Origin of the sequence: Desulfosarcina widdelii (assembly GCF_009688965.1) — a bacterium.
Taxonomy (GTDB): Bacteria; Desulfobacterota; Desulfobacteria; order Desulfobacterales; family Desulfosarcinaceae; genus Desulfosarcina; species Desulfosarcina widdelii.
Map to the genome: position 1 here is coordinate 186,593 of NZ_AP021875.1, position 18,153 is coordinate 204,745.

An 18,153-nucleotide genomic window follows, 5' to 3' on the forward strand; every position below is an offset into this window, starting at 1 on the left:
GTGCAAGGGGTGTTTTGAAGAAAATGCATTGTTTTTAGGATCTTATTATGAAGTGTGCAAGGTGTGCAGGGTGTGTAATAAATCCAAGTTTGCCGCTGCTCGGCCATTCCAGCGGCAAACCGGATGCCCCCGGTGCCGGCCGGGGGCGTCCACCTCAACCGCTTAACAGGTGACATTATGCAGACCGAAATAAGCAACACAACCCACTTGATCGGTGCCCCTTCTCGGGTGGTTTCCCAAATCAAGGAACGGTTGACTTTCGTCAACCCAAAATGGCTTGAAAACGACCGCATGGGCCGCTGGAACGGGGAAACTTCCAGAGTGCTCAAGTGCTACGACATCGACGATGACGGCTGTCTTTTGGCGCCCCGCGGATTTACAGGCCAACTGCTGGCCATGCTCAAAAAGGACGGAATCTCACCATCCCTTATCGACAACACCCGCGAACTGGACGCTGTTGATTTCCAGTTCCAGGGATCGCTGCGCCCATTCCAGGAGCGAGCTGTTGCTGACATTCTGCCGCGTCGATTCTCTACCCTGGCTGCTCCAACCGGTAGCGGCAAGACCGTCATGGCCTTGTACCTCATCGCTGAGCGCCGCCAGCCGGCCCTGGTGGTTGTTCACACAAAGGAGCTGTTGAACCAGTGGATCGACCGCGCCGAGCAGTTCCTTGACATCCCCGCTGAGGAGATTGGCATCATCGGAGCCGGGAAACGCACCATCGGCAATCGTATTACCATCGCTACCGTGCAGAGCCTTTATAAGTGCTCTCAAGACGTCTATCCGTACATAGGGCATCTACTTGTTGATGAGTGCCACAGAGCCCCCAGCAGGACATTCACCGAGGCCGTCACGGCTTTTGACTGCCGGTACATGCTGGGCCTGTCCGCTACGCCCTGGCGCCGTGACAAGCTGAGCAAGTTGATTTTTTATTATCTGGGCGACGTCCACCACCAGGTTGACAAAGCCGAGCTACAGAATGCCGGCCATATCATGCGCGCCCAGGTCACCACCCGTGAAACGAATTTCATTCCCTATTGCGACCCATCAACGGAATATTCGGCCATGCTGCGCGAGCTGACAGCGGACTATGAACGCAATCGCCTTATCGCTGCTGACGTTGCCAGTCAGATTGGCAACGGAGTAGCCCTGGTACTGTCCGATCGAAAAGAGCATTGCCGATCACTGGCATCGATCCTTGATAAGCACCATGGCATTGAAGCCGCGGTGCTCACCGGAGACGTGCCGGCGAAGCAGCGCGAGGAGATCGTTCAAATGATCAACCGCGGCGATGTAAAGGTTTTGGTGGCGACAGGTCAGCTCATCGGCGAGGGGTTCGACTGCAAGCACCTAAGCACGTTGTTCCTGGCCACGCCGATCCGGTTCAGCGGCCGACTCCTGCAGTACGTTGGTCGGGTGTTGCGACCAGATGCCGGGAAGGCTGCGCCCAAGGTCTTTGACTACGTCGATGTAAACGTAGGCCCGCTTATAGCTGCGGCAAAAGCCCGTCAGCGGGTTTATCAAAACGAGGCCGCATAGGAGGCAACCATGAAAATCCTTGCACTCGACCTTGCAACAAAAACGGGATGGGCCACCAGCGCCGGCCATACATCAGGCGTGCAGACCTTCGATGTCAAACGCGGTGAGAGTCCGGGCATGAGGTTCCTGCGTTGCAGGGCCTGGCTCAACGACATGCTGCAGCTGCTTGGTGGCATCGACATCATTGTCTATGAACAGGCCCACCACCGCGGCGGTGCTGCAACTGCCTGTTGCGTCGGATTGGTTTCGACGGTTCAGGCCTTCGCAGCAGAGCACGGGATTGAACTCATGGCCGTCCACACAGGAGAGCTTAAGCGATGGGCCACCGGCAAGGGCAACGCCAATAAGCCGGCCATGATCGAGGCTGCCCGTGCTCGCGGGTGGGTGCCTTTCGACGACAATGAGGCAGATGCCGAGCTGTTGCTGGAATATGCCATGGCCACACTTCAGGAGGCGCCCAATGAGTGATGACCCGATTCTCAGAAAGCTCGATGAAATAAACGAGGCCCTGGCCGTCATCGACCGGAACCTCAAGCGGGTGCTTGAGCTCACAGAAGGCATGGAAGAGCAGGGGTCATTGAGGCCGCACATGCTCAAAGCGGTCGGTGCAAAATGATTGATTTTGGTCTGGGCGATAAAACCCAATGAGCAGCGGTTGCTCAGGCCAATAGCCGGGAGCGCCCGGCGCCCGTCATCCGCCGGGTGCTCCCAAACTTCAAATGGAAGGATTGAGATCATGTTCGAAACGAAACCAGATGAATCTATTTTAACCGGCCGCTCATCGGCCAGGACCGCCCAAGAAGTGGCCGCCGCCATCGATGCGCGCAAGCAGTCGGGGTTTCGCAACCACCTGGCGCGCAACATCGGCCGGTCGCTGAGCCGGAAAGTCGATCAAGAATACGCCAAGGTTGACGCGCTTGCCAAGCGGACGGCGGCAGAAGATCGACTGCTCAAGGCCTACGGAAACGCCCGCAGCACATATCTCGACCTGGATGGACAGCTCCACCAGCTCGAAAAATCGGGCGACGACAACGAGCGCCGGGCGCTTCATGAGCGGACCATCGACAGGCTGAACGGTTTGTTTTCGGATCAGCGCCAGGAGCTGCTTGATGCACTACAAGGACTCGAACAGGGAGGTGTATCATGAGAGCATGCCAAAAGATCATTTTGGTTTCTATGTGCGGTGGGGCTGGTGGTGGAGATGGCGGCGGTGACGCTCCTGGGATCGGTCCCGGCGGAGGCCCTGAAGGAAGCCCGGGCGGAATGGGCGGAGGGACTGCTCCAGGCGGAGGTCCGGCTGGCAGTACCGGCGGGGATGGCGGTTTCGGTGGGCTCGGTATCGGCAACCCGGGTTCATACGGTGGACAGGACACCGTCGGCGCACCCGGGGCAACTGGTGGTGCCGGCACCACGTCTGGTGGAGAGGCTGACGTTGCCGGGTTGGCTGCAGCCGAAGCGGCCAGCAAAGCAGCGGCAAAAGCGGCCGCAGGAGAAGCCCTGACCGACGCAGATATCAGTGCAATGGTTACGGTCACGCAGGACGCCAACCTTGCAAAAAGCCTGACCGCTGAAACGCTGGCGCAAAGCTATATGTCCGCGTCAAAAGTATCGGACGTTGACAAGTCCAATCTCGCAAACAGCTACCTGGCCGCACTCGTTGCCCGGGGAGATATCAGCGAGTCCGATATTACCGCCAGCGATACCATGGCGAAAGCTATGTCGTTCCTTACCGATTTTGCGCTAAGCAAAACGGCCGTGCCGGTCGTAGGCCAGCTGGCCACAAAAATAGGCCTGCCGCCAGTTGCTACCAGCTTGGCAAGCAACCTGATTAGCACGGAGGGGTTCATTACCAGTCAGTCCCGGCAATCGTTTGCACAACACCAAGCGGCCAAGGCGCTCGGCCTGTCCACCGAATCGACCGAAGCAACTATGCAGGCCGGAAGCGGTGGCTCTCAGTCCAGTGCCGGAAAAGAAAGCGTTGCTGGCGCTGTTGGCGGTAGTGCACAGGGTACGCCCCAACCGGCGACGAGCACCACCATGGCCAGTAAAGAGACGGCCTCGGTCAAGCAGTCGCTCGCGGATAGACCGGTGCTGGGCATGGCGGGGATCGGGCGCTCGGGGACGATGCTCACAGGCCCCCAGGGGATCAAGAATGCACCAAAACTGAAACGCAACACATTACTGGGAGGTTGATATGTCCAAAAAATCAAAGCCTTTTCGATGGCACGCGATGAAAGAATGTGTCGTCAGCGCAAAGTTGATCGAGTCGAACGATGCCGGCCGGTTTGTGATCCAGGGCCAGCTGCTCAAACCCGGCGACCCCCTCCCAAAGGATGCCCTGCAAAAGCCCGTCGTGCCGCTGATCATCGATGGTGAAGCCATCCGGCCCGTTTCCGGCCCGCCGAATAGGGAGGGTCGGCCCGTGGGTCCGTTCGTTTTTTGTCGGAATCCTCATGAAGGCCTGCCAACTTTTTTCGAGTGGGACGCCAGAAGTCCAGATCAGATTCGAGAAGACATTTTGCATTATCACGGGCGTGCCGTTCCCGCCGATTTGCCCCGCGAAAAGCTGTTTCGTCGATGGCTCGAGGGTGAACGGAAGCTCGCAAAGGCAAAGCTGCCGACTGGGTATCCATTCAGATATTTCGACCATGGCGAGGACCCGGAACAGATTGGATTTGATCTGTAAACCCGTAAACCATCGATGTAAACCATGGCCACGAGAAAACTCAGTACTGCCGAGCTACTACGAAGGGTTGACGCTGGTGACACCTACGCTGAAATCGCCAGGGATCACGGTATCACCCGGCAAGCTGTTTATAAGCGCGTTCGTGAGCTGAGAGGCAAAACCACGAAGGTCACGGCCGTAAAGAAGATCGAGGATGTCGTTGATCGTAAACTCGACGCCGTGGATCAGCTCCAGAAGATCAACGAGAACGCCAACGAGTTGCTCGATCTGTGCATGGCCTGGCAGCGTGGCGATGACGTTGCTCTCCAAATTCTCGAATCCCAACGGACATCAAAAAAGATCCGCATCGGTGACGAGGAGATAGAGATCAAGGAGTTCAAGTTCAAAGATCCCCGTGATCTGGCGCTAAAGGCCATGGCCGAGATCCGGCAGCAGCTTCGGCTCCAGCTGGAAATATTCTCGACGCTGTACGACATGAAATCAGTCCAGGAGTTCCAAGATGAAGTGCTCGATGCCATTGGAAAGGTAGACCCGGATGCTCGCAACAAGATCATACGTCGACTCAACCAAAAGCGCGCTATTCGATCAGCTGTGCGATACAGCTGACCTGCTTTTCGCGGATTCGGTCACCGGATCAGGAGCAACGACTTCTTGATCAGTGTGCTAAGAGTCCGCAACGAGGCAAAAAAAAGTATCTCAAAGACCTGGTGCTTGTGGCGCTTTACAGTGGCATGCGGCAGGCAGAGATTTTCAACCTCAAAAAGGCTGACGTGAAAATCAAGGACCGTTACCTGCTGGCGACCGATACCAAAACCCATAAAAACCGTAAGGTGCCCATCAACGATACCCTGATGGCCGTTTTGAAGCGCCGGCTTGGTGTCAGTGATTCCGATTATGTATTTTGCACTTCCAGGGGAAAAAAGCTGACGCAGTTGACCAACGCTTATTGGTATGCCGTCAAAGAGGCAAAGTTGATTAAGTATGACGGTGATGAAATGATCCGTTTCCGGTTTCACGATCTGCGGCATACATTCGGCAGCCGCCTTGGCATGGCCGGGGCCGACCTTAAAACCATCATGGAAATCATGGGGCATGAAAGACCGAAAACGGCGATGCGGTATCAGCACCCAGCGCCGGATCATAAAATGGCTGTTGTGAAAACCTTGGATCAAGTCCCATCAAAATCCACAACAGGCCAGATTGAGGAAATCAAAAACATCAAGAAAGCGGTAGGATAGGGCCAGTCAATAATGGTCTGCAAAACCTCCATTCACCAGTTCGAATCTGGTTGCCGCCTCCAAATTTCTTTTGAAACCAGTCACAATTCTTTGCTTCCATTACACCCATGCGGTGATTCACTCGATTTGAGTTCTTTTGGTATCTGTCTTAATTGTGTCCAGGGCCTGGAGGGTCGCCATTCGGGGACTGGCAGGACCGGTTCCAATAATATAGAAGTGTCCACGGCCCCAGGACAAAGCTTGGGAGGGCATTAAGGCGGTTGCAAACAGAGCGACAGCGCTGAATATAATTAAATTTTTTATCCGTTTCTTGATACCTTCTCCTTTTTAGCTTTATTGCCGAAAAATCTTACCTGTAAAGATTTCTCCCAAAACAAAAAAACCACGACGGTCAATTCCTTCCAAAACGGAGGGACTATCCTTCGTGGCTTTTCTTAAATATATTATCCAGATCCAGCAAAGCGCCGGATTTGAATCCATATTACTTCCGATGCAGGTGATTTCTACCACCCATTGAGTAGCGAGTTTGTATATGACTCCCACTGCAAAGTCAAATTTTAATTGAACTTTAGCTCATAAAGACTCCATGGCACTGCATGTGGTTGACAAGATCAAAATTGCATACTACATCTGGTTGAACCCATCCGATATCCGACGAACTACACCGGTCCGCATTCGATCTCTGGCGGCAAGAAACGGAACCTGCTGATGTAGAGGAGCGGCGACATGGCAAGGCTACGGAAATGCAAGTTGTACTGGGCGGCTTCGGAAACGGAAGACATTGTTGGCTACAAACTGTACTGGGCCAAGGGAACAACGGTTAGCTACGATTGCGAATCTATAGCGGTCGGCAAGGTCAACGAGATCCCCATCCCCGAGTGCGTGCGCCTGTCCGACGAGCCGGTGATGCTCGGCATTACCGCTGTGGACATCGACGGCAACGAATCGGACATGACCACCCTCGAAGCACCCTTCCAGCTCAAACCCCCGGCACCGCCACAGTGTCTTCGCATCGCACCGGCCGATGAATTTGTTGTTGGCACACAAACAGCGGAAGAGGCCATCGAACTGGAGGTGATTCAACAGCTCATCGATGAATTGGAGGATGACGATTCACCGGCGGAAGACCCGCATCCCGTTTCCGAAAGGGATGAAGAGGAAGAGGTCTCGGCGCAATTCGATATCGGCTCCCTTTTTTGACAGGCCCGCACTGTTTCCCAACCGGACTTCTCATATTTTAGCGACTCATTTCTGGCCATACCGTCTGGCAAGGTCTGCATAGCACAGTCCGCTGCCGCCGAAAATGTCCAGAGCGCTGCCCACGGTAAAATCGATCTTGCCGTTGCCCAATGATTCGATCTGATCGATGTCTTTTTGACTGGAAATGCCTCCGGCATAGGTGATCGGCAAACCCTGCCAGCGTCCCAGGTAGGCAACCAGCTCGGTTTCGATGCCGGCGCAGCGGCCTTCCACGTCCACGGCATGAATGAGAAACTCATCGCAGTAAGCGGCGAGGCGTTCCATGAAAGCATAGGTGACCGCCTCTTTCGTAAAGGTCTGCCAGCGGTCGGTGGCCACCAGGTATTCGTCGTCCCGCCGGCGGCAGCTCAAATCCAGCACCAGACGCGACTTGCCGATGCGTTGGATCAGTTTTTCCAGCCGGGCCATATCGATCCTGCCGTCGTGGAACACCCAGGAGGTGACGATGACATGGCTGGCACCGGCATCCAGCCACTCGGCAGCATTGTCGGCGTTGATTCCCCCGCCCACCTGCAGCCCCCCCGGCCATTGGGAAAGAGCCGAGAGGGCCGCCTCGGCGTTGCCCGGACCTAACTGGATGACGTGCCCCCCTGTAAGCCCGTCCCGGCGATAGAGATCGGCGAACCATGTGGAGGGTTTCCCGGCTTGAAAGTTGGTCGTCGGGCCTTCGTCCGGCTCGTCGGACAACGTGGCGCCCACAATTTGTTTGACTACACCGTCGTGAAGGTCGATGCAGGGGCGAAAACGCATGCGATGCTCCCGGGGTTCGTGTGTCTTTAATGAGAAAAGCCGGAAAAGGGGAGAGTTTTCCTCGGCGGCCCGCCCCCTTTTTTAAAAAAAGAGCTTTGCTCTATTTGGATACCGGGCCGCCGTTTTGCTTGTCCAGAAGATTCTTGAAGGCTCCCACCGGTACGGGTCGGGCGAAGAGAAACCCTTGCATGTTGTTGCAGCCGTAGCCGGCCAGAAAATCCATCTGCTCCTGGGTTTCGACGCCCTCGGCCACAGCCTCGATATTCAGGTTGCGGGCCATGTCGATAATGGTTTTGATGATCTCCCGGTCCCCTTCGTTGTTCATGGCATCGCAGATAAAAGAGCGGTCGATCTTCAGGGTGTCGATAGGAAAGCGTTTCAGGTAGCTCAATGAGGAATAACCGGTTCCGAAATCGTCGATGGAGAACGACACACCCTTAGTGCGCAGGGCTTTCATCTTGGCAATGCACACTTCCGGATTCCGGATCACACTGCTCTCGGTGACTTCCAGCTTGAGCCATTCAGGAGACAGTCCGGTCTGGTCGAGAATGTCAAGCACCGTTTTGACGAAGTCGGCCTCCTGAAGCTGCCTGGCGGAAATGTTGACGGCGACGAAAAGATCGCTGTGCCCCAAGTCGTGCCAGTGTTTGAGTTGGGTGCAGGCCGTTTGCAGCACCCAGCGTCCCAGAGGAACGATGATGCCCGTCTCTTCGGTGATGCGGATAAAATCGTTGGGCAGGATAAGACCCATTTCCGGGTGATTCCAGCGCAGCAGGGCTTCCATGCCCACGATGCGATTGGATTCGTTGACCAGCGGCTGATAGTAGAGCAGCATTTCGTTGCGGTCCAGGGCCTTGCGAAGGCTGCTTTCCATCTTCATGCGGTAGAGCGCCTTGCGGTTCATCTCCTCGGTAAAGAACCGATAGTCGCCGCCGCCTTGCTCCTTGGCCGCGTACATGGCCATGTCCGCATTTTTCACCAGGCCTTCCACGTCCCATCCGTCGTTGGGAAATACGCTGATTCCGATGCTGGTGGAAGAAAAAATTTCCTGGCCGCCGATGAAAAAGGGGCGGGTGACTGATTTCAGTATTTTGCGGGCGACCCGGGCCACGTCGATATCCCGGCCGAGGTTGGTGAGAATCACGGTGAATTCGTCTCCTCCCAGGCGGAACAGGTGGTCCGTTTCCCGCAGACAACCTTTCAACCGGCCGGCCACGCTTTGCAAGAGCTGGTCCCCGGTATCGTGGCCCAAGGCGTCATTGACCTGCTTGAACTTGTCCAGATCCAGGAACATCAGGGCCCAGGAGCGGTCCGAATTCCGGCGGCCGGCGTGCTGCAGCAGGTCGTCGAGGCACATGTAAAAGGATTTGCGGTTGGGCAGGCCGGTGAGCGTGTCGTGGTAGGCGACATACTTGAGTTCTTCGTCCTTTTTGCGGCGCTCGGTGATGTCCTGAAGGGTGTTGACGAACCCCTCGGGCCGGCCCAGGGCATCCAGGAAAACGGCCCCGCTGATGGAAACATCCACCGCTTCACCGGATTTGGTATGGCGCCGCGTCTCCACGCCTGAAAAAGAAATCCCCTTTTTAACCTGGGACATGAATTCATCGGTTTCGGACTGGTTTTCCTCGGGAACGAAGTCGATGGTACGGTTGCGGTATTCTTCCAGGGTCCATCCGAAAACACGGGTGAATGCGGGGTTCAGGTAGATCACCCTTCCAGACATATCTCTGACGATAACCGGATCCGGTGCCGCCTCCAGAACCGTCCGGTGGCGTTCTTCGCTTTTTGCCAGCGCTTGCTGAGACTCGATGCGCTGGGTGATGTCCCGGTAAATCACATAGACGGCCGGCTCGTCATCTTCCGTCACGAAAGGTTTGGCCAGAACCGAAACATCCACCAGGCTGCCGTCTTTTCGCTGTCTGCGGCTTTCCACTTCGAAGGTTTCGCCGCTGGCCGCGCGGGCCGACAGGGACAGGCTTTCCGCTTTCCGATTTTCCGGGAGGATCAACGCGTCCATCCGCCGGCCGATGCAATCCGTTGCGGAGTACTGAAAAAGGCGGCAGAACTCTTCATTGACGCGAATGACCCGGTCTTCCAGATTGACGATGGCAATGGCTTCCGGGGCGATATCGATCAACTGGTCGGCATAGTTTTTCTGGTCCTGAAGCTTTTTTTCGGCCAGGCGCTGTCGGGTCACGTCGCGAATAACGCTCTGGTAGCCGTACGTCCGTCCCTCGGGGTCATCCAGGCGCATGGCGGTGACCATGGTATGCTTCAGCCGGTTGCGGGCATCCAGGAAAATAACGGGAGCGTCGTGCACCAGGCCGGTTTCGTCGGCCTGCCGGATCAACCGCTCCCGGTCCAATCGATTGGCGTAGAAGGAAGTAATATCGGCCTGCTGGAGTTCGTCCCGGGATACATCGAAAAAGTCCAGGGCCGCGGCATTGAAATCCAGAATTTGGCCCGCCTGGGTGGTGACGACGACGGCTTCGGGATGCCGCTCGAAAAGGGCACGATACCGTTCCCGGACGATATCGGCATCCATGGGGGTAAAGGTTGAATCCGTTTGGATAGATTTCGCCATTCCATATTCCAATGGTCGTGAGAGCGCGTTCTTCAATCTTATCGTTCTATCCGTCAGATCCCAACGAATGGAAAGGATGTTTCCCTAAGCTAGGACCTCTACACAAAATTGCCAATTTTGGCAAGGAGATATCGCTGCTCCGGTTTGCTTGCAGGGCCGCGGGCGTTGACAAGGTGAGAACAATCTTCTACCAATCCAACGACAGCAAAAGCAAATGCACCACCATAGATTATCGTATGGCAACGGGTGGATGAAGGATACAATTAGAATCGGGATATCAAGGAACCCTTCATGAAAATCGATTCGGGACAATGGCAGCGAACTGTGATCGAGGGCGCTGCGGCACTGGCGATCGAGGTGACCGATGACCAGGTCCGGGCCATGAACGCGCACGCCCGGCTGCTGCTGGAATGGAACCGGATCACCAATCTGACGGCCATTATCGATCCAATGGAGGTGGCCGTCAAACACTATGTGGATTCCCTGGCCGCGGTTCTATGGATCGGCGAAGGGGTCCGCATTCTGGATGCCGGTTCCGGCGGCGGATTTCCCGGAATCCCGCTGAAGATCCTGCACCCTGAGCTTTCCATCACGCTGGTGGACAGCGTACGCAAAAAAGTCTCTTTTCTCAAACACGCCATCCGAACCATCGGTCTGGAGGGAATCGAGGCCGTCCACGGCCGGCTGGAAACGCTCGGCGAATCGCCCCGGTATCGCGGGGCCTTCGATATGGTGGTCTGCCGGGCATTTTCTTCGCTGGAAACGTTCGCCGAGCGCACAGCGGATTTTCTGGCTCCCGGCGGCAGCTTGCTGGCCCTGAAAGGCCCCCAGACCGATCATCCTCTCGAGGCCGCCGGAAGCGGAAGCACGATTCGTCTTGGTGGTCGATCTTTCACCATCCAGGTGAACAGCTATCAATTGCCGTTTTTGAACTTGCAGCGTCGGGCGGTGAGGCTGACACCGATGACGAAAGAGGGATGATGGACGACGGATGATGGATGAGGGAAGATGGAGGAGGAAGGTCGGAAGGCAGAAATCCGACATCTGTCCTCCGACCTCAGACTTCCATTATCTCAGCGTCCGGGCATATGATTGCAGCGTGCACAGCATTTCCAGCCCCTGCTTGCTGGCCGCGATGCCTTTGGCTGCGGCCATGGCGCCCGCCGGGGTCGTAATGTTGGGGATGTTGTAGCGGATGGCGGTCTTGCGGATCAAAGCATCGTCCAATTGGCTTCGATGGCCGCTGGGCGTATTGACCACCAGGGCGACCTCGCCGCTTTTAATGGCGTCCACCAGGTCGGGCCGGCCGAAACCGATCTTCTTGACCAGTTGGGAGGGTATCCCGTTTTTCCGGAGAAAGGCATGGGTGCCGCGGGTGGCCAGAATGCCGAATCCCATCTCGTTGAACAGCCGGGTGGGTTCGAGGATGCTGGGTTTGTCTTCGTCGGTGACCGTGACCAGCAGATTCCCCCTCCCGGGCAGGCAGGGTCCGGCGGCTTGCTGGGAGCTGAAATAGGCCATGCCGAAGACCTCGGCCAGCGTCATCACTTGGCCGGTGGAGCGCATCTGGGGCCCCAAGAGGGGATCGGCCTGTGGAAAGACGTCGTAGGGGAAGACCGACGAACGAATGGCGCAGTAGGGCAGCAGGCGCCGGGGTAGATCCATTTCGTCCAGCGACCTGCCCAGCATGATATCCACCGCCCGCCGGGCCATGGGTATATCGCAGATTTTGGAAACCATCGGCAGGGTCCGGCAGGCCCAGGGACGGGCAGCCAATAGATAGACCGTGTCGTTGTATACGGCAAAGCGGGCATTGAGCAGTCCTTTGACATCGAGCTTCAGGGCGATTTTGCGGATGTAGGCGTTGATGGTTTCAATATGGCGCGGCGGTGTGCTGTAGGGGGGCGTCACCAGGGAAGAATCCCCCGAATGCACGCCGGCCAGTTCGATATGCTCCATGACGGCCGGCACGTAAACCGATTTTCCGTCGCACAGTGCGTCGGCCTCCAACTCGATGGCGTATTCCAGAAACTGCTCGATCAGCATGGGGGCGTCTTCCGACAAGTTAGTTCCCAACAGGTCCTGTTCTAGCATGTCGGCATCCATGATGACGGCGTACCGGTTGCGATGCCGATCCGCCGGAACGCTGACCACCAGGGGAAAGCCGATGGATTCGGCCAGATCCATGGCCGCTTCGGGGCTGGCGGCCTTGCCGATGGAGGGGTGGGGGATGCCCATTTCGGTGAGCAGGCCGGAAAAACGCAGACGATCCTGGGACAGCGCCACCTGCTCTCGGGCGGTACCCAGTACCGTGAATCCGGCGGATTCCAGATTTTCCGCCTGGTCCATGGCTGCATAGCCGCCGAACTGGAGAATGATTCCATCGGGCTTTTCATGGCCGCAGACCGCCTTGAGATCAGGGGCCGTCAGGGGCGCTACGTAGGTTCGGTCGGCATCGTCCAAACCGCCAGCCACGGCCGGGTTGCTGTTTACCAGGATGGACCGGCGACCGGCTTTTTGCAGGCGCCGGGCGGCGTGGGCGCAGCAGTGATCTAACTCGATGCCGTGACCGATGCGGCCGGCACCCGGTCCTGCAATGAGTATGCTTTTGCCCATGGGACTGTGGGGAGCTTTTTTATCCGCCAACGTGGTAAACCATATCCGGGACTGCCCGTTCGCATCGGCAGCCCGGGGAAGGACCTGGATTTCGGCCGCTTCGATCAATCCGGCGGCCGCCTCACCGGAAATGTTCAACAGACGGGCCAGACCGGCTTCGTTCAATCCGGCTTCAACGGCCTTGCCGATCAGTTTCGGTGAAGGAGGTTGGGTCTCCGGGTTAGCCAGTTGGATCTCCAGGCTCGCCAGGACGGCCAGTTCACGGAACCATTTTATGTCAATGCCGGTGGAAGTGCTCAGGTCTCCTGGCCGGGCTCCTTTTTTCAGGGCCTCGTGGAGGATGGCCAGGCAATCCGGTGAGGGGGGAACCAACCGCTGCATCAGGTCGTCGAGGGGGATCGACGTCCATTCCGGCCGCATTCCCAACAGGTGGTGGTACGGCATTCGGCAGCGTTCGGCCTTCAACAGGGCTTCCAGGAGGCTGCTTCCTATCCCCATAACCTCGCCCGTTGACTTCATGCGGGCGTTCAGGGCTTCGATTTCCCCTCCGAAACGTTCGAATTCCCAGCGCGGCAGACGAACGGCCACGATTTTTCCATTCATGATGGACGCAATCCCTGCAGGTTCTTTTTCCGGCGCATCGTCTCCCAGAATATCGTCTAAGCCAGCGCCCATACACAATCGGGCGTGGACCGCGGCCAGATCGACGCCGAAGGACCTGGCGCAAAAGGCGCTCATCCGGGAAAACCAGGGATTGACGGACAGTACGCGCACCGGACGGCCGCCCGGAGCGACGGCGAATTTCACGTGAAGGATTCCGGCGGCGCCCATGCGTTCGGCCACTTTGCAGGCCGTATCAAAGATCTGCCGGCAGGTGGCTGTATCGAGGGTCAACGGTGGGATAGCGGCCATTGAATCGCCGCTGTGAATGCCAACCGGCTCCATGTTTTCTGCAATGGCAACCGGCTGCATACGATTGTCCGCGTCGCGCAGCAGTTCCACTTCCACTTCTCGATGGTCGGACAGCACCTCTTCGATGCGCAGCGGTTCGATTTCTTCCGAAGGCAGGCGTCCTGCGGATACCAGTTGGCGCAGTTCCTCGACGTTGTATACGATGCCCTGACGCTGCCGGTCGGCAAGCGGCGCTGCGCGCACGAATACCGGATATCCGATAGCTTCGGCCGCCGCTGCAGCGGCGGCCATGCGGGTTACACAGCGGCCGTCCGGGGTGGGCAGACCGAGCTGGCCGGCGCAATCAAATAGCGCCGAAGGGTCGCCCATCATCGCCAGGGTTTCCGGTGTGGTCCCCAACAGGCGAATGCTCTTTTTTTCCAGCAGGCCGGAGTCGACCAACGCTTTGGCCAACCCCATGGCCGTCGGACCGCCAACGGTGGGCAGCAGGCCGTCGGGGCGTTCCCGCAAGAGGACCTCCTTGAGGGACTGCACGGTCAAAGGCACCATGTAGGTGCGATCGGCGGTTTCCATGTCCGTGGCCAGGGCCGACGGATCGCAGTGCACCATCACCGTTTCGACCCCGGCATCTCTAAGAATACGGCAGGCACGGCAGGCCGCGTCGTCAAAGGCGCCTGTCTGTCCGATTTTGACCGGACCACATCCGATGATGAGTACTTTTTGCAAGGGCGGGGTAGGCATTTTCACTCCTCAAAGATTGACGGCGTTTTAAAACGACGAAAACGCGTTGACCTTTCCTGACGGCGGTGGGCCTCAGGGGGGCCGGATGGCCGTCATTTCGGGCGCGCTGTTTTGTAGAACCATGACAAAACGAAAAACTTAATATTGAACCAAAAAGCGCCGGTTTTCAAGCGGCAATATCGATGGGCCGCCGTTTCTATTCCTTGACATGAATCGGCTTTCAAAGTAGAAATCTCTGTTTATCATGAAAATACCGATACGGAGGCATCGATGGATTACAAGAAGACCTTGAATCTCCCCAAGACCGGTTTTCCGATGAAGGCCAACCTGGCCGGCCGGGAACCCGAGCAGCTCAACCGATGGGATTCCATGGGACTGTACGCACAGATTCGCAAGGCATCCGAAGGAAAGCCCGCATTTACGCTGCACGACGGCCCGCCCTATGCCAACGGCCATATCCATATTGGTACGGCGATGAACAAGATCCTCAAGGACATCATCGTTCGTTCCCGGCAGATGGCCGGTTTCGATGCCGCCTACGTACCGGGATGGGACTGCCACGGCCTGCCCATAGAGCACAATGTGGACAAGGAACTGGGCAGCAAGAAAAAGGAGATGACCCAGGCCCAGGTGCGGCGCAAATGCCGGGCCTACGCGGAAAAATTCATCGATATTCAGCGTGACGAGTTCAAGCGCCTTGGCGTGATGGGTGAATGGGACAACCCCTACCTGACGATGAACTACCGCTATGAAGCGACCATCGCCAGGGAGTGCTGCAAATTCGCCCTGAACGGGAGCCTGTTTCTCAGCAAAAAGCCCATTCACTGGTGCTGCAGCTGCAAGACCGCCCTGGCCGAAGCCGAAATCGAATACCATGACGAAACCTCGCCTTCGGTTTACGTCAAATTCGCCCTGAAAGACGATCCGGCGGACATCGCCGCCCCTTTGGACGGAAAGCAGGTATCGGTGGTGATCTGGACCACCACCCCGTGGACTCTGCCGGCCAACCTGGCCATCGCCCTGCACCCCGATTTCGAATACGCGGCCGTCGAGACCGGCGACGGACAGGTGTTCATTCTGGCCCGGGAACTGGTGGACGCCTGCATGCAGACCTTCGGCATTGCCGATTACCGCATCATCGCCGATCTTGCGGCCCGCGACCTGGAAAACCGGCGTTGCAGCCACCCCTTCTATAATCGCGATTCGCTGATTATTCTTGGCGATCATGTGACCCTGGAAGCGGGCACCGGCTGCGTTCACACTGCCCCCGGCCACGGTCGCGAAGACTATGACGTCGGCCTGCAGTACGGGCTGGACGCCTATTCCCCAGTGAACGACAACGGCGTTTTCACCGAAGATGTGGGGCAATTCGCCGGGCAGTTCGTTTTCAAGGCCAACGAAAACATCAACCGGCTCCTGGAAGAAAAGGGGGTTCTGCTGGCCAAAGAGGAGATCGGCCACAGCTATCCCCATTGCTGGCGCTGTAAAAAACCGGTGATCTTCCGGGCCACGCCCCAGTGGTTCATTTCCATGGAGAAGACCGGGCTGCGGAAAAAATCCCTGGAAGAGATCGATCGGGTCAAATGGATTCCCCACTGGGGGCGTGAGCGCATTTACGGCATGATCGAAAACCGGCCGGACTGGTGCGTTTCGCGCCAGCGGGCCTGGGGAGTGCCCATCACGGTGTTCATCTGCGAAAAATGCGATACCGTCCACATGGACGAAGCCGCCATGAACCGCATTTTCGAAGAATTCGCCGCCCATGGGGCCGACGTTTGGTTTGAAAAAGAGGCCGCCGAACTGCTGCCAGATGGGGCCGTGTGCAGCAACTGCGGCAGCCCTTCTTTCACCAAGGAAACGGACATCCTGGACGTCTGGTTCGATTCCGGAGTCAGCCACGCGGCCGTCCTGGAAGACCGGGACTATCTGCATTGGCCGGCGGACCTCTACCTGGAGGGCAGCGATCAGCATCGGGGCTGGTTTCACAGCGCCCTGCTCACGGCGGTGGGCTTGCGGGGGCAGGCGCCTTATCGCAGTGTGTTGACCCACGGTTTCGTGGTGGATGCCGACGGCAAGAAGATGTCCAAGTCCCTGGGCAATGTGGTGGCCCCCAAAACGGTGATCGACAAATACGGGGCCGAAATCCTTCGCATGTGGGTTTCGGCATCGGACTACCGGGACGATGTGAGAATTTCCGACAGTATTCTCAAACAGCTCAGCGATGCCTACCGCCGCATTCGCAACACCAGCCGGTTTCTGCTAGGCAATCTCAACGACTTCTCTCCGGAGACTGACAGCCTTGCCCCGGAAAAGATGCTGGAAATTGACCGCTTTGCCCTGCACAAGCTTCAATTGCTGGTGGAGCGGGCCCTGAAAGCCTACGACACCTACGAGTTCCACGTGATCTATCATCGGCTGTACAACTATTGCACCGTCGATCTATCTTCGTTTTATCTGGATATTCTCAAGGACCGGCTTTACACCAGTCCGCCGGCTTCCGTAGAGCGGCGCAGCGCCCAGACCGCCATGTACCGGATCCTGGATGCCATGGCCCGCATCATGGCCCCCATCATGCCGTTTACAGCCGAAGAGATCTGGGAGCACATGCCGGCGGTGAAGGACAAGGCCGACAGCATCCACCTGGCGGCATTCCCCGATCCGGACCCGGCGTTGAAAGACGAATCCCTGGCCAGCAAATGGGAAACGCTGATCCGGGTGCGCGCCGAGGTGACCCGGGCCCTGGAAAAGGCACGGGCCGACAAAGTCATCGGCCATTCGCTGGATTCGGCGGTGACTGTGGGTCTGTCCGACGAACTGGCCGGTGTCATGGCGGATTTTGAAGACGATCTGCGTGCTATTTTGATCGTATCGCGGGCGAACATGACGAAAGGGGAGATTCCCGGCGCCTATGCCGGACAGGAAACCGAAGGCGTGTGGGTGAAGGTGGAGCCGGCCGGCGGCGAAAAATGCCAGCGCTGCTGGGTCTATGACGACAGTGTGGGAACCATTGACGGCCATCCCACCATCTGCAACCGCTGCGCCGGCGCCCTGGCCCGGATGGACGTTCCAGCGGCGGCCGACTGATCGTATTGCCATGAAAGCCGACCGCCCCGAAACCGCCGAATTCGACGATCCCCGGCAGAAAGCCGACCCGAAAGGACGTGTGCCCTCGCTGGGCGCCGGGCCCTTTGCCGGGATTTCCGGTCTGGTGGTGGTGCTGGACCAGCTCACCAAATGGCTGGTGATGGCCAACATGCCACTGCATCGCAGCATCGCAATCATTCCCGGCTTTTTCAACCTGACCCATATCCACAACCCCGGCGGCGCCTTCGGGTTTATGGCCGCCGGCAGTCCGGGCCTTCGCAACCTGCTTTTTCTCGGTGTGGCCACCGTCGCCATGGTGCTGATTATCTATTTCTACCGCAGCACCCCCCGGAACTATCCTCTCCTGGCAACGGCGCTGGCCCTGATTTTCGGCGGGGCGGTGGGCAACATCATCGATCGGCTGCGATTTGGCGTGGTGGTCGACTTTCTGGATTTTTACGTTGGCGCCTATCACTGGCCGGCCTTCAATGTGGCGGACAGTGCCATTACCGTGGGTATTACCATTTTTATCGGGCATGTTCTTCTGGGTAAAATGCCGGAATAATAAAGCAACAACGCTCCATTTCGACCAGTATCGGCGTTGGACTCACATTTCAATCCTCGAAAACCTTCGTGGTTGTCTGCGGTTGAAATGATCGTCCGCCTTGATCTTGGCCGAACTGAAACGTTGTTGAGCCGGCTGCATTGCTTTTTGGAGCGCAAGGATCCCCTGATGGAATTGC

15 protein-coding genes are annotated in these 18,153 nt (G+C 57.4%); 12 read left to right on the top strand and 3 right to left on the bottom strand.

What is annotated here, in order from left to right; genetic code table 11:
- Positions 1 to 177: 177 nt before the first annotated feature.
- From GN111_RS00920 to GN111_RS00960, 9 genes are all read left to right on the top strand, one after another.
- Positions 178 to 1,539: a DEAD/DEAH box helicase gene (locus GN111_RS00920; RefSeq protein WP_155301948.1), complete on the top strand. Its 1,362-nt coding sequence runs from the start codon at positions 178 to 180 to the stop codon at positions 1,537 to 1,539.
- A 9-nt stretch (positions 1,540 to 1,548) separates the two neighbouring features.
- Positions 1,549 to 2,007 carry a hypothetical protein gene (locus GN111_RS00925; RefSeq protein WP_155301949.1) on the top strand — a complete coding sequence of 153 codons (459 nt, stop codon included), beginning with the start codon at positions 1,549 to 1,551 and terminating at the stop codon, positions 2,005 to 2,007.
- Complete coding sequence (locus GN111_RS00930) at positions 2,000 to 2,155, top strand: hypothetical protein (protein ID WP_155301950.1); 156 nt, start codon at positions 2,000 to 2,002, stop codon at positions 2,153 to 2,155. The genes GN111_RS00925 and GN111_RS00930 overlap by 8 nt, the downstream gene beginning before the upstream one ends.
- A gap of 120 nt (positions 2,156 to 2,275) precedes the next feature.
- Complete coding sequence (locus tag GN111_RS00935) at positions 2,276 to 2,686, top strand: hypothetical protein (RefSeq protein ID WP_155301951.1); 411 nt, start codon at positions 2,276 to 2,278, stop codon at positions 2,684 to 2,686.
- A gap of 293 nt (positions 2,687 to 2,979) precedes the next feature.
- Positions 2,980 to 3,732, top strand: a complete 753-nt coding sequence (locus GN111_RS00940) for a hypothetical protein (RefSeq protein ID WP_155301952.1) — start codon at positions 2,980 to 2,982, stop codon at positions 3,730 to 3,732.
- A gap of 1 nt (position 3,733) precedes the next feature.
- Positions 3,734 to 4,225: a hypothetical protein gene (locus GN111_RS00945; RefSeq protein WP_155301953.1), complete on the top strand. Its 492-nt coding sequence runs from the start codon at positions 3,734 to 3,736 to the stop codon at positions 4,223 to 4,225.
- A 24-nt stretch (positions 4,226 to 4,249) separates the two neighbouring features.
- The gene (locus GN111_RS00950) at positions 4,250 to 4,831 is read left to right on the top strand and encodes a helix-turn-helix domain-containing protein (RefSeq protein ID WP_155301954.1); all 582 of its coding nucleotides are present in this window, start codon (positions 4,250 to 4,252) and stop codon (positions 4,829 to 4,831) included.
- A gap of 14 nt (positions 4,832 to 4,845) precedes the next feature.
- Positions 4,846 to 5,463 carry a tyrosine-type recombinase/integrase gene (locus tag GN111_RS00955; protein ID WP_231715773.1) on the top strand — a complete coding sequence of 206 codons (618 nt, stop codon included), beginning with the start codon at positions 4,846 to 4,848 and terminating at the stop codon, positions 5,461 to 5,463.
- A 726-nt stretch (positions 5,464 to 6,189) separates the two neighbouring features.
- On the top strand, positions 6,190 to 6,663 hold the full coding sequence (locus GN111_RS00960; protein ID WP_155301956.1) for a hypothetical protein: 474 nt from the start codon (positions 6,190 to 6,192) through the stop codon (positions 6,661 to 6,663).
- Positions 6,664 to 6,708: 45 nt separating this feature from the next.
- Here the strand turns inward: GN111_RS00960 and hisA are convergent, their stop codons facing one another.
- Both hisA and GN111_RS00970 read right to left on the bottom strand, forming a co-directional pair.
- Positions 6,709 to 7,473, bottom strand: coding sequence for a phosphoribosylformimino-5-aminoimidazole carboxamide ribotide isomerase (gene hisA / locus GN111_RS00965; RefSeq protein WP_155301957.1), 765 nt, complete (start codon positions 7,471 to 7,473; stop codon positions 6,709 to 6,711).
- A 100-nt stretch (positions 7,474 to 7,573) separates the two neighbouring features.
- Positions 7,574 to 10,057, bottom strand: a complete 2,484-nt coding sequence (locus GN111_RS00970) for a sensor domain-containing protein (RefSeq protein ID WP_155301958.1) — start codon at positions 10,055 to 10,057, stop codon at positions 7,574 to 7,576.
- Between the two features lie 291 nt (positions 10,058 to 10,348).
- Here GN111_RS00970 and rsmG point away from each other — a divergent pair, with 291 nt between their 5' ends.
- Entirely contained in the window at positions 10,349 to 11,038 is a 690-nt protein-coding gene (gene rsmG / locus GN111_RS00975; protein WP_155301959.1) for a 16S rRNA (guanine(527)-N(7))-methyltransferase RsmG, read from the top strand.
- An 87-nt stretch (positions 11,039 to 11,125) separates the two neighbouring features.
- Here the strand turns inward: rsmG and carB are convergent, their stop codons facing one another.
- On the bottom strand, positions 11,126 to 14,326 hold the full coding sequence (gene carB, locus GN111_RS00980) for a carbamoyl-phosphate synthase large subunit (protein WP_155301960.1): 3,201 nt from the start codon (positions 14,324 to 14,326) through the stop codon (positions 11,126 to 11,128).
- Positions 14,327 to 14,596: 270 nt separating this feature from the next.
- Between carB and ileS the strand changes: the two genes are divergently transcribed.
- Positions 14,597 to 17,410 (top strand): isoleucine--tRNA ligase, encoded by a 2,814-nt coding sequence (gene ileS / locus GN111_RS00985; protein WP_155301961.1) that lies wholly within the window; start codon positions 14,597 to 14,599, stop codon positions 17,408 to 17,410.
- A 10-nt stretch (positions 17,411 to 17,420) separates the two neighbouring features.
- A complete protein-coding gene (gene lspA, locus GN111_RS00990; RefSeq protein ID WP_155301962.1) occupies positions 17,421 to 17,975 on the top strand; it encodes a signal peptidase II in 555 nt (184 codons plus the stop codon).
- The last annotated feature ends 178 nt before the right edge of the window (positions 17,976 to 18,153 follow it).

What these genes read in the sequence shown, in the direction of transcription:
- GN111_RS00970 (WP_155301958.1), bottom strand. Translation starts at nt 10,057, where the DNA reads ATGGCGAAATCTATCCAAACGGATTCAACCTTTACCCCCATGGATGCC.
- carB (WP_155301960.1), bottom strand. Translation starts at nt 14,326, where the DNA reads ATGCCTACCCCGCCCTTGCAAAAAGTACTCATCATCGGATGTGGTCCG.
- lspA (WP_155301962.1), top strand. Translation starts at nt 17,421, where the DNA reads ATGAAAGCCGACCGCCCCGAAACCGCCGAATTCGACGATCCCCGGCAG.
- hisA (WP_155301957.1), bottom strand. Translation starts at nt 7,473, where the DNA reads ATGCGTTTTCGCCCCTGCATCGACCTTCACGACGGTGTAGTCAAACAA.
- GN111_RS00945 (WP_155301953.1), top strand. Translation starts at nt 3,734, where the DNA reads ATGTCCAAAAAATCAAAGCCTTTTCGATGGCACGCGATGAAAGAATGT.
- GN111_RS00935 (WP_155301951.1), top strand. Translation starts at nt 2,276, where the DNA reads ATGTTCGAAACGAAACCAGATGAATCTATTTTAACCGGCCGCTCATCG.
- rsmG (WP_155301959.1), top strand. Translation starts at nt 10,349, where the DNA reads ATGAAAATCGATTCGGGACAATGGCAGCGAACTGTGATCGAGGGCGCT.
- GN111_RS00925 (WP_155301949.1), top strand. Translation starts at nt 1,549, where the DNA reads ATGAAAATCCTTGCACTCGACCTTGCAACAAAAACGGGATGGGCCACC.
- ileS (WP_155301961.1), top strand. Translation starts at nt 14,597, where the DNA reads ATGGATTACAAGAAGACCTTGAATCTCCCCAAGACCGGTTTTCCGATG.
- GN111_RS00950 (WP_155301954.1), top strand. Translation starts at nt 4,250, where the DNA reads ATGGCCACGAGAAAACTCAGTACTGCCGAGCTACTACGAAGGGTTGAC.
- GN111_RS00930 (WP_155301950.1), top strand. Translation starts at nt 2,000, where the DNA reads ATGAGTGATGACCCGATTCTCAGAAAGCTCGATGAAATAAACGAGGCC.
- GN111_RS00960 (WP_155301956.1), top strand. Translation starts at nt 6,190, where the DNA reads ATGGCAAGGCTACGGAAATGCAAGTTGTACTGGGCGGCTTCGGAAACG.
- GN111_RS00920 (WP_155301948.1), top strand. Translation starts at nt 178, where the DNA reads ATGCAGACCGAAATAAGCAACACAACCCACTTGATCGGTGCCCCTTCT.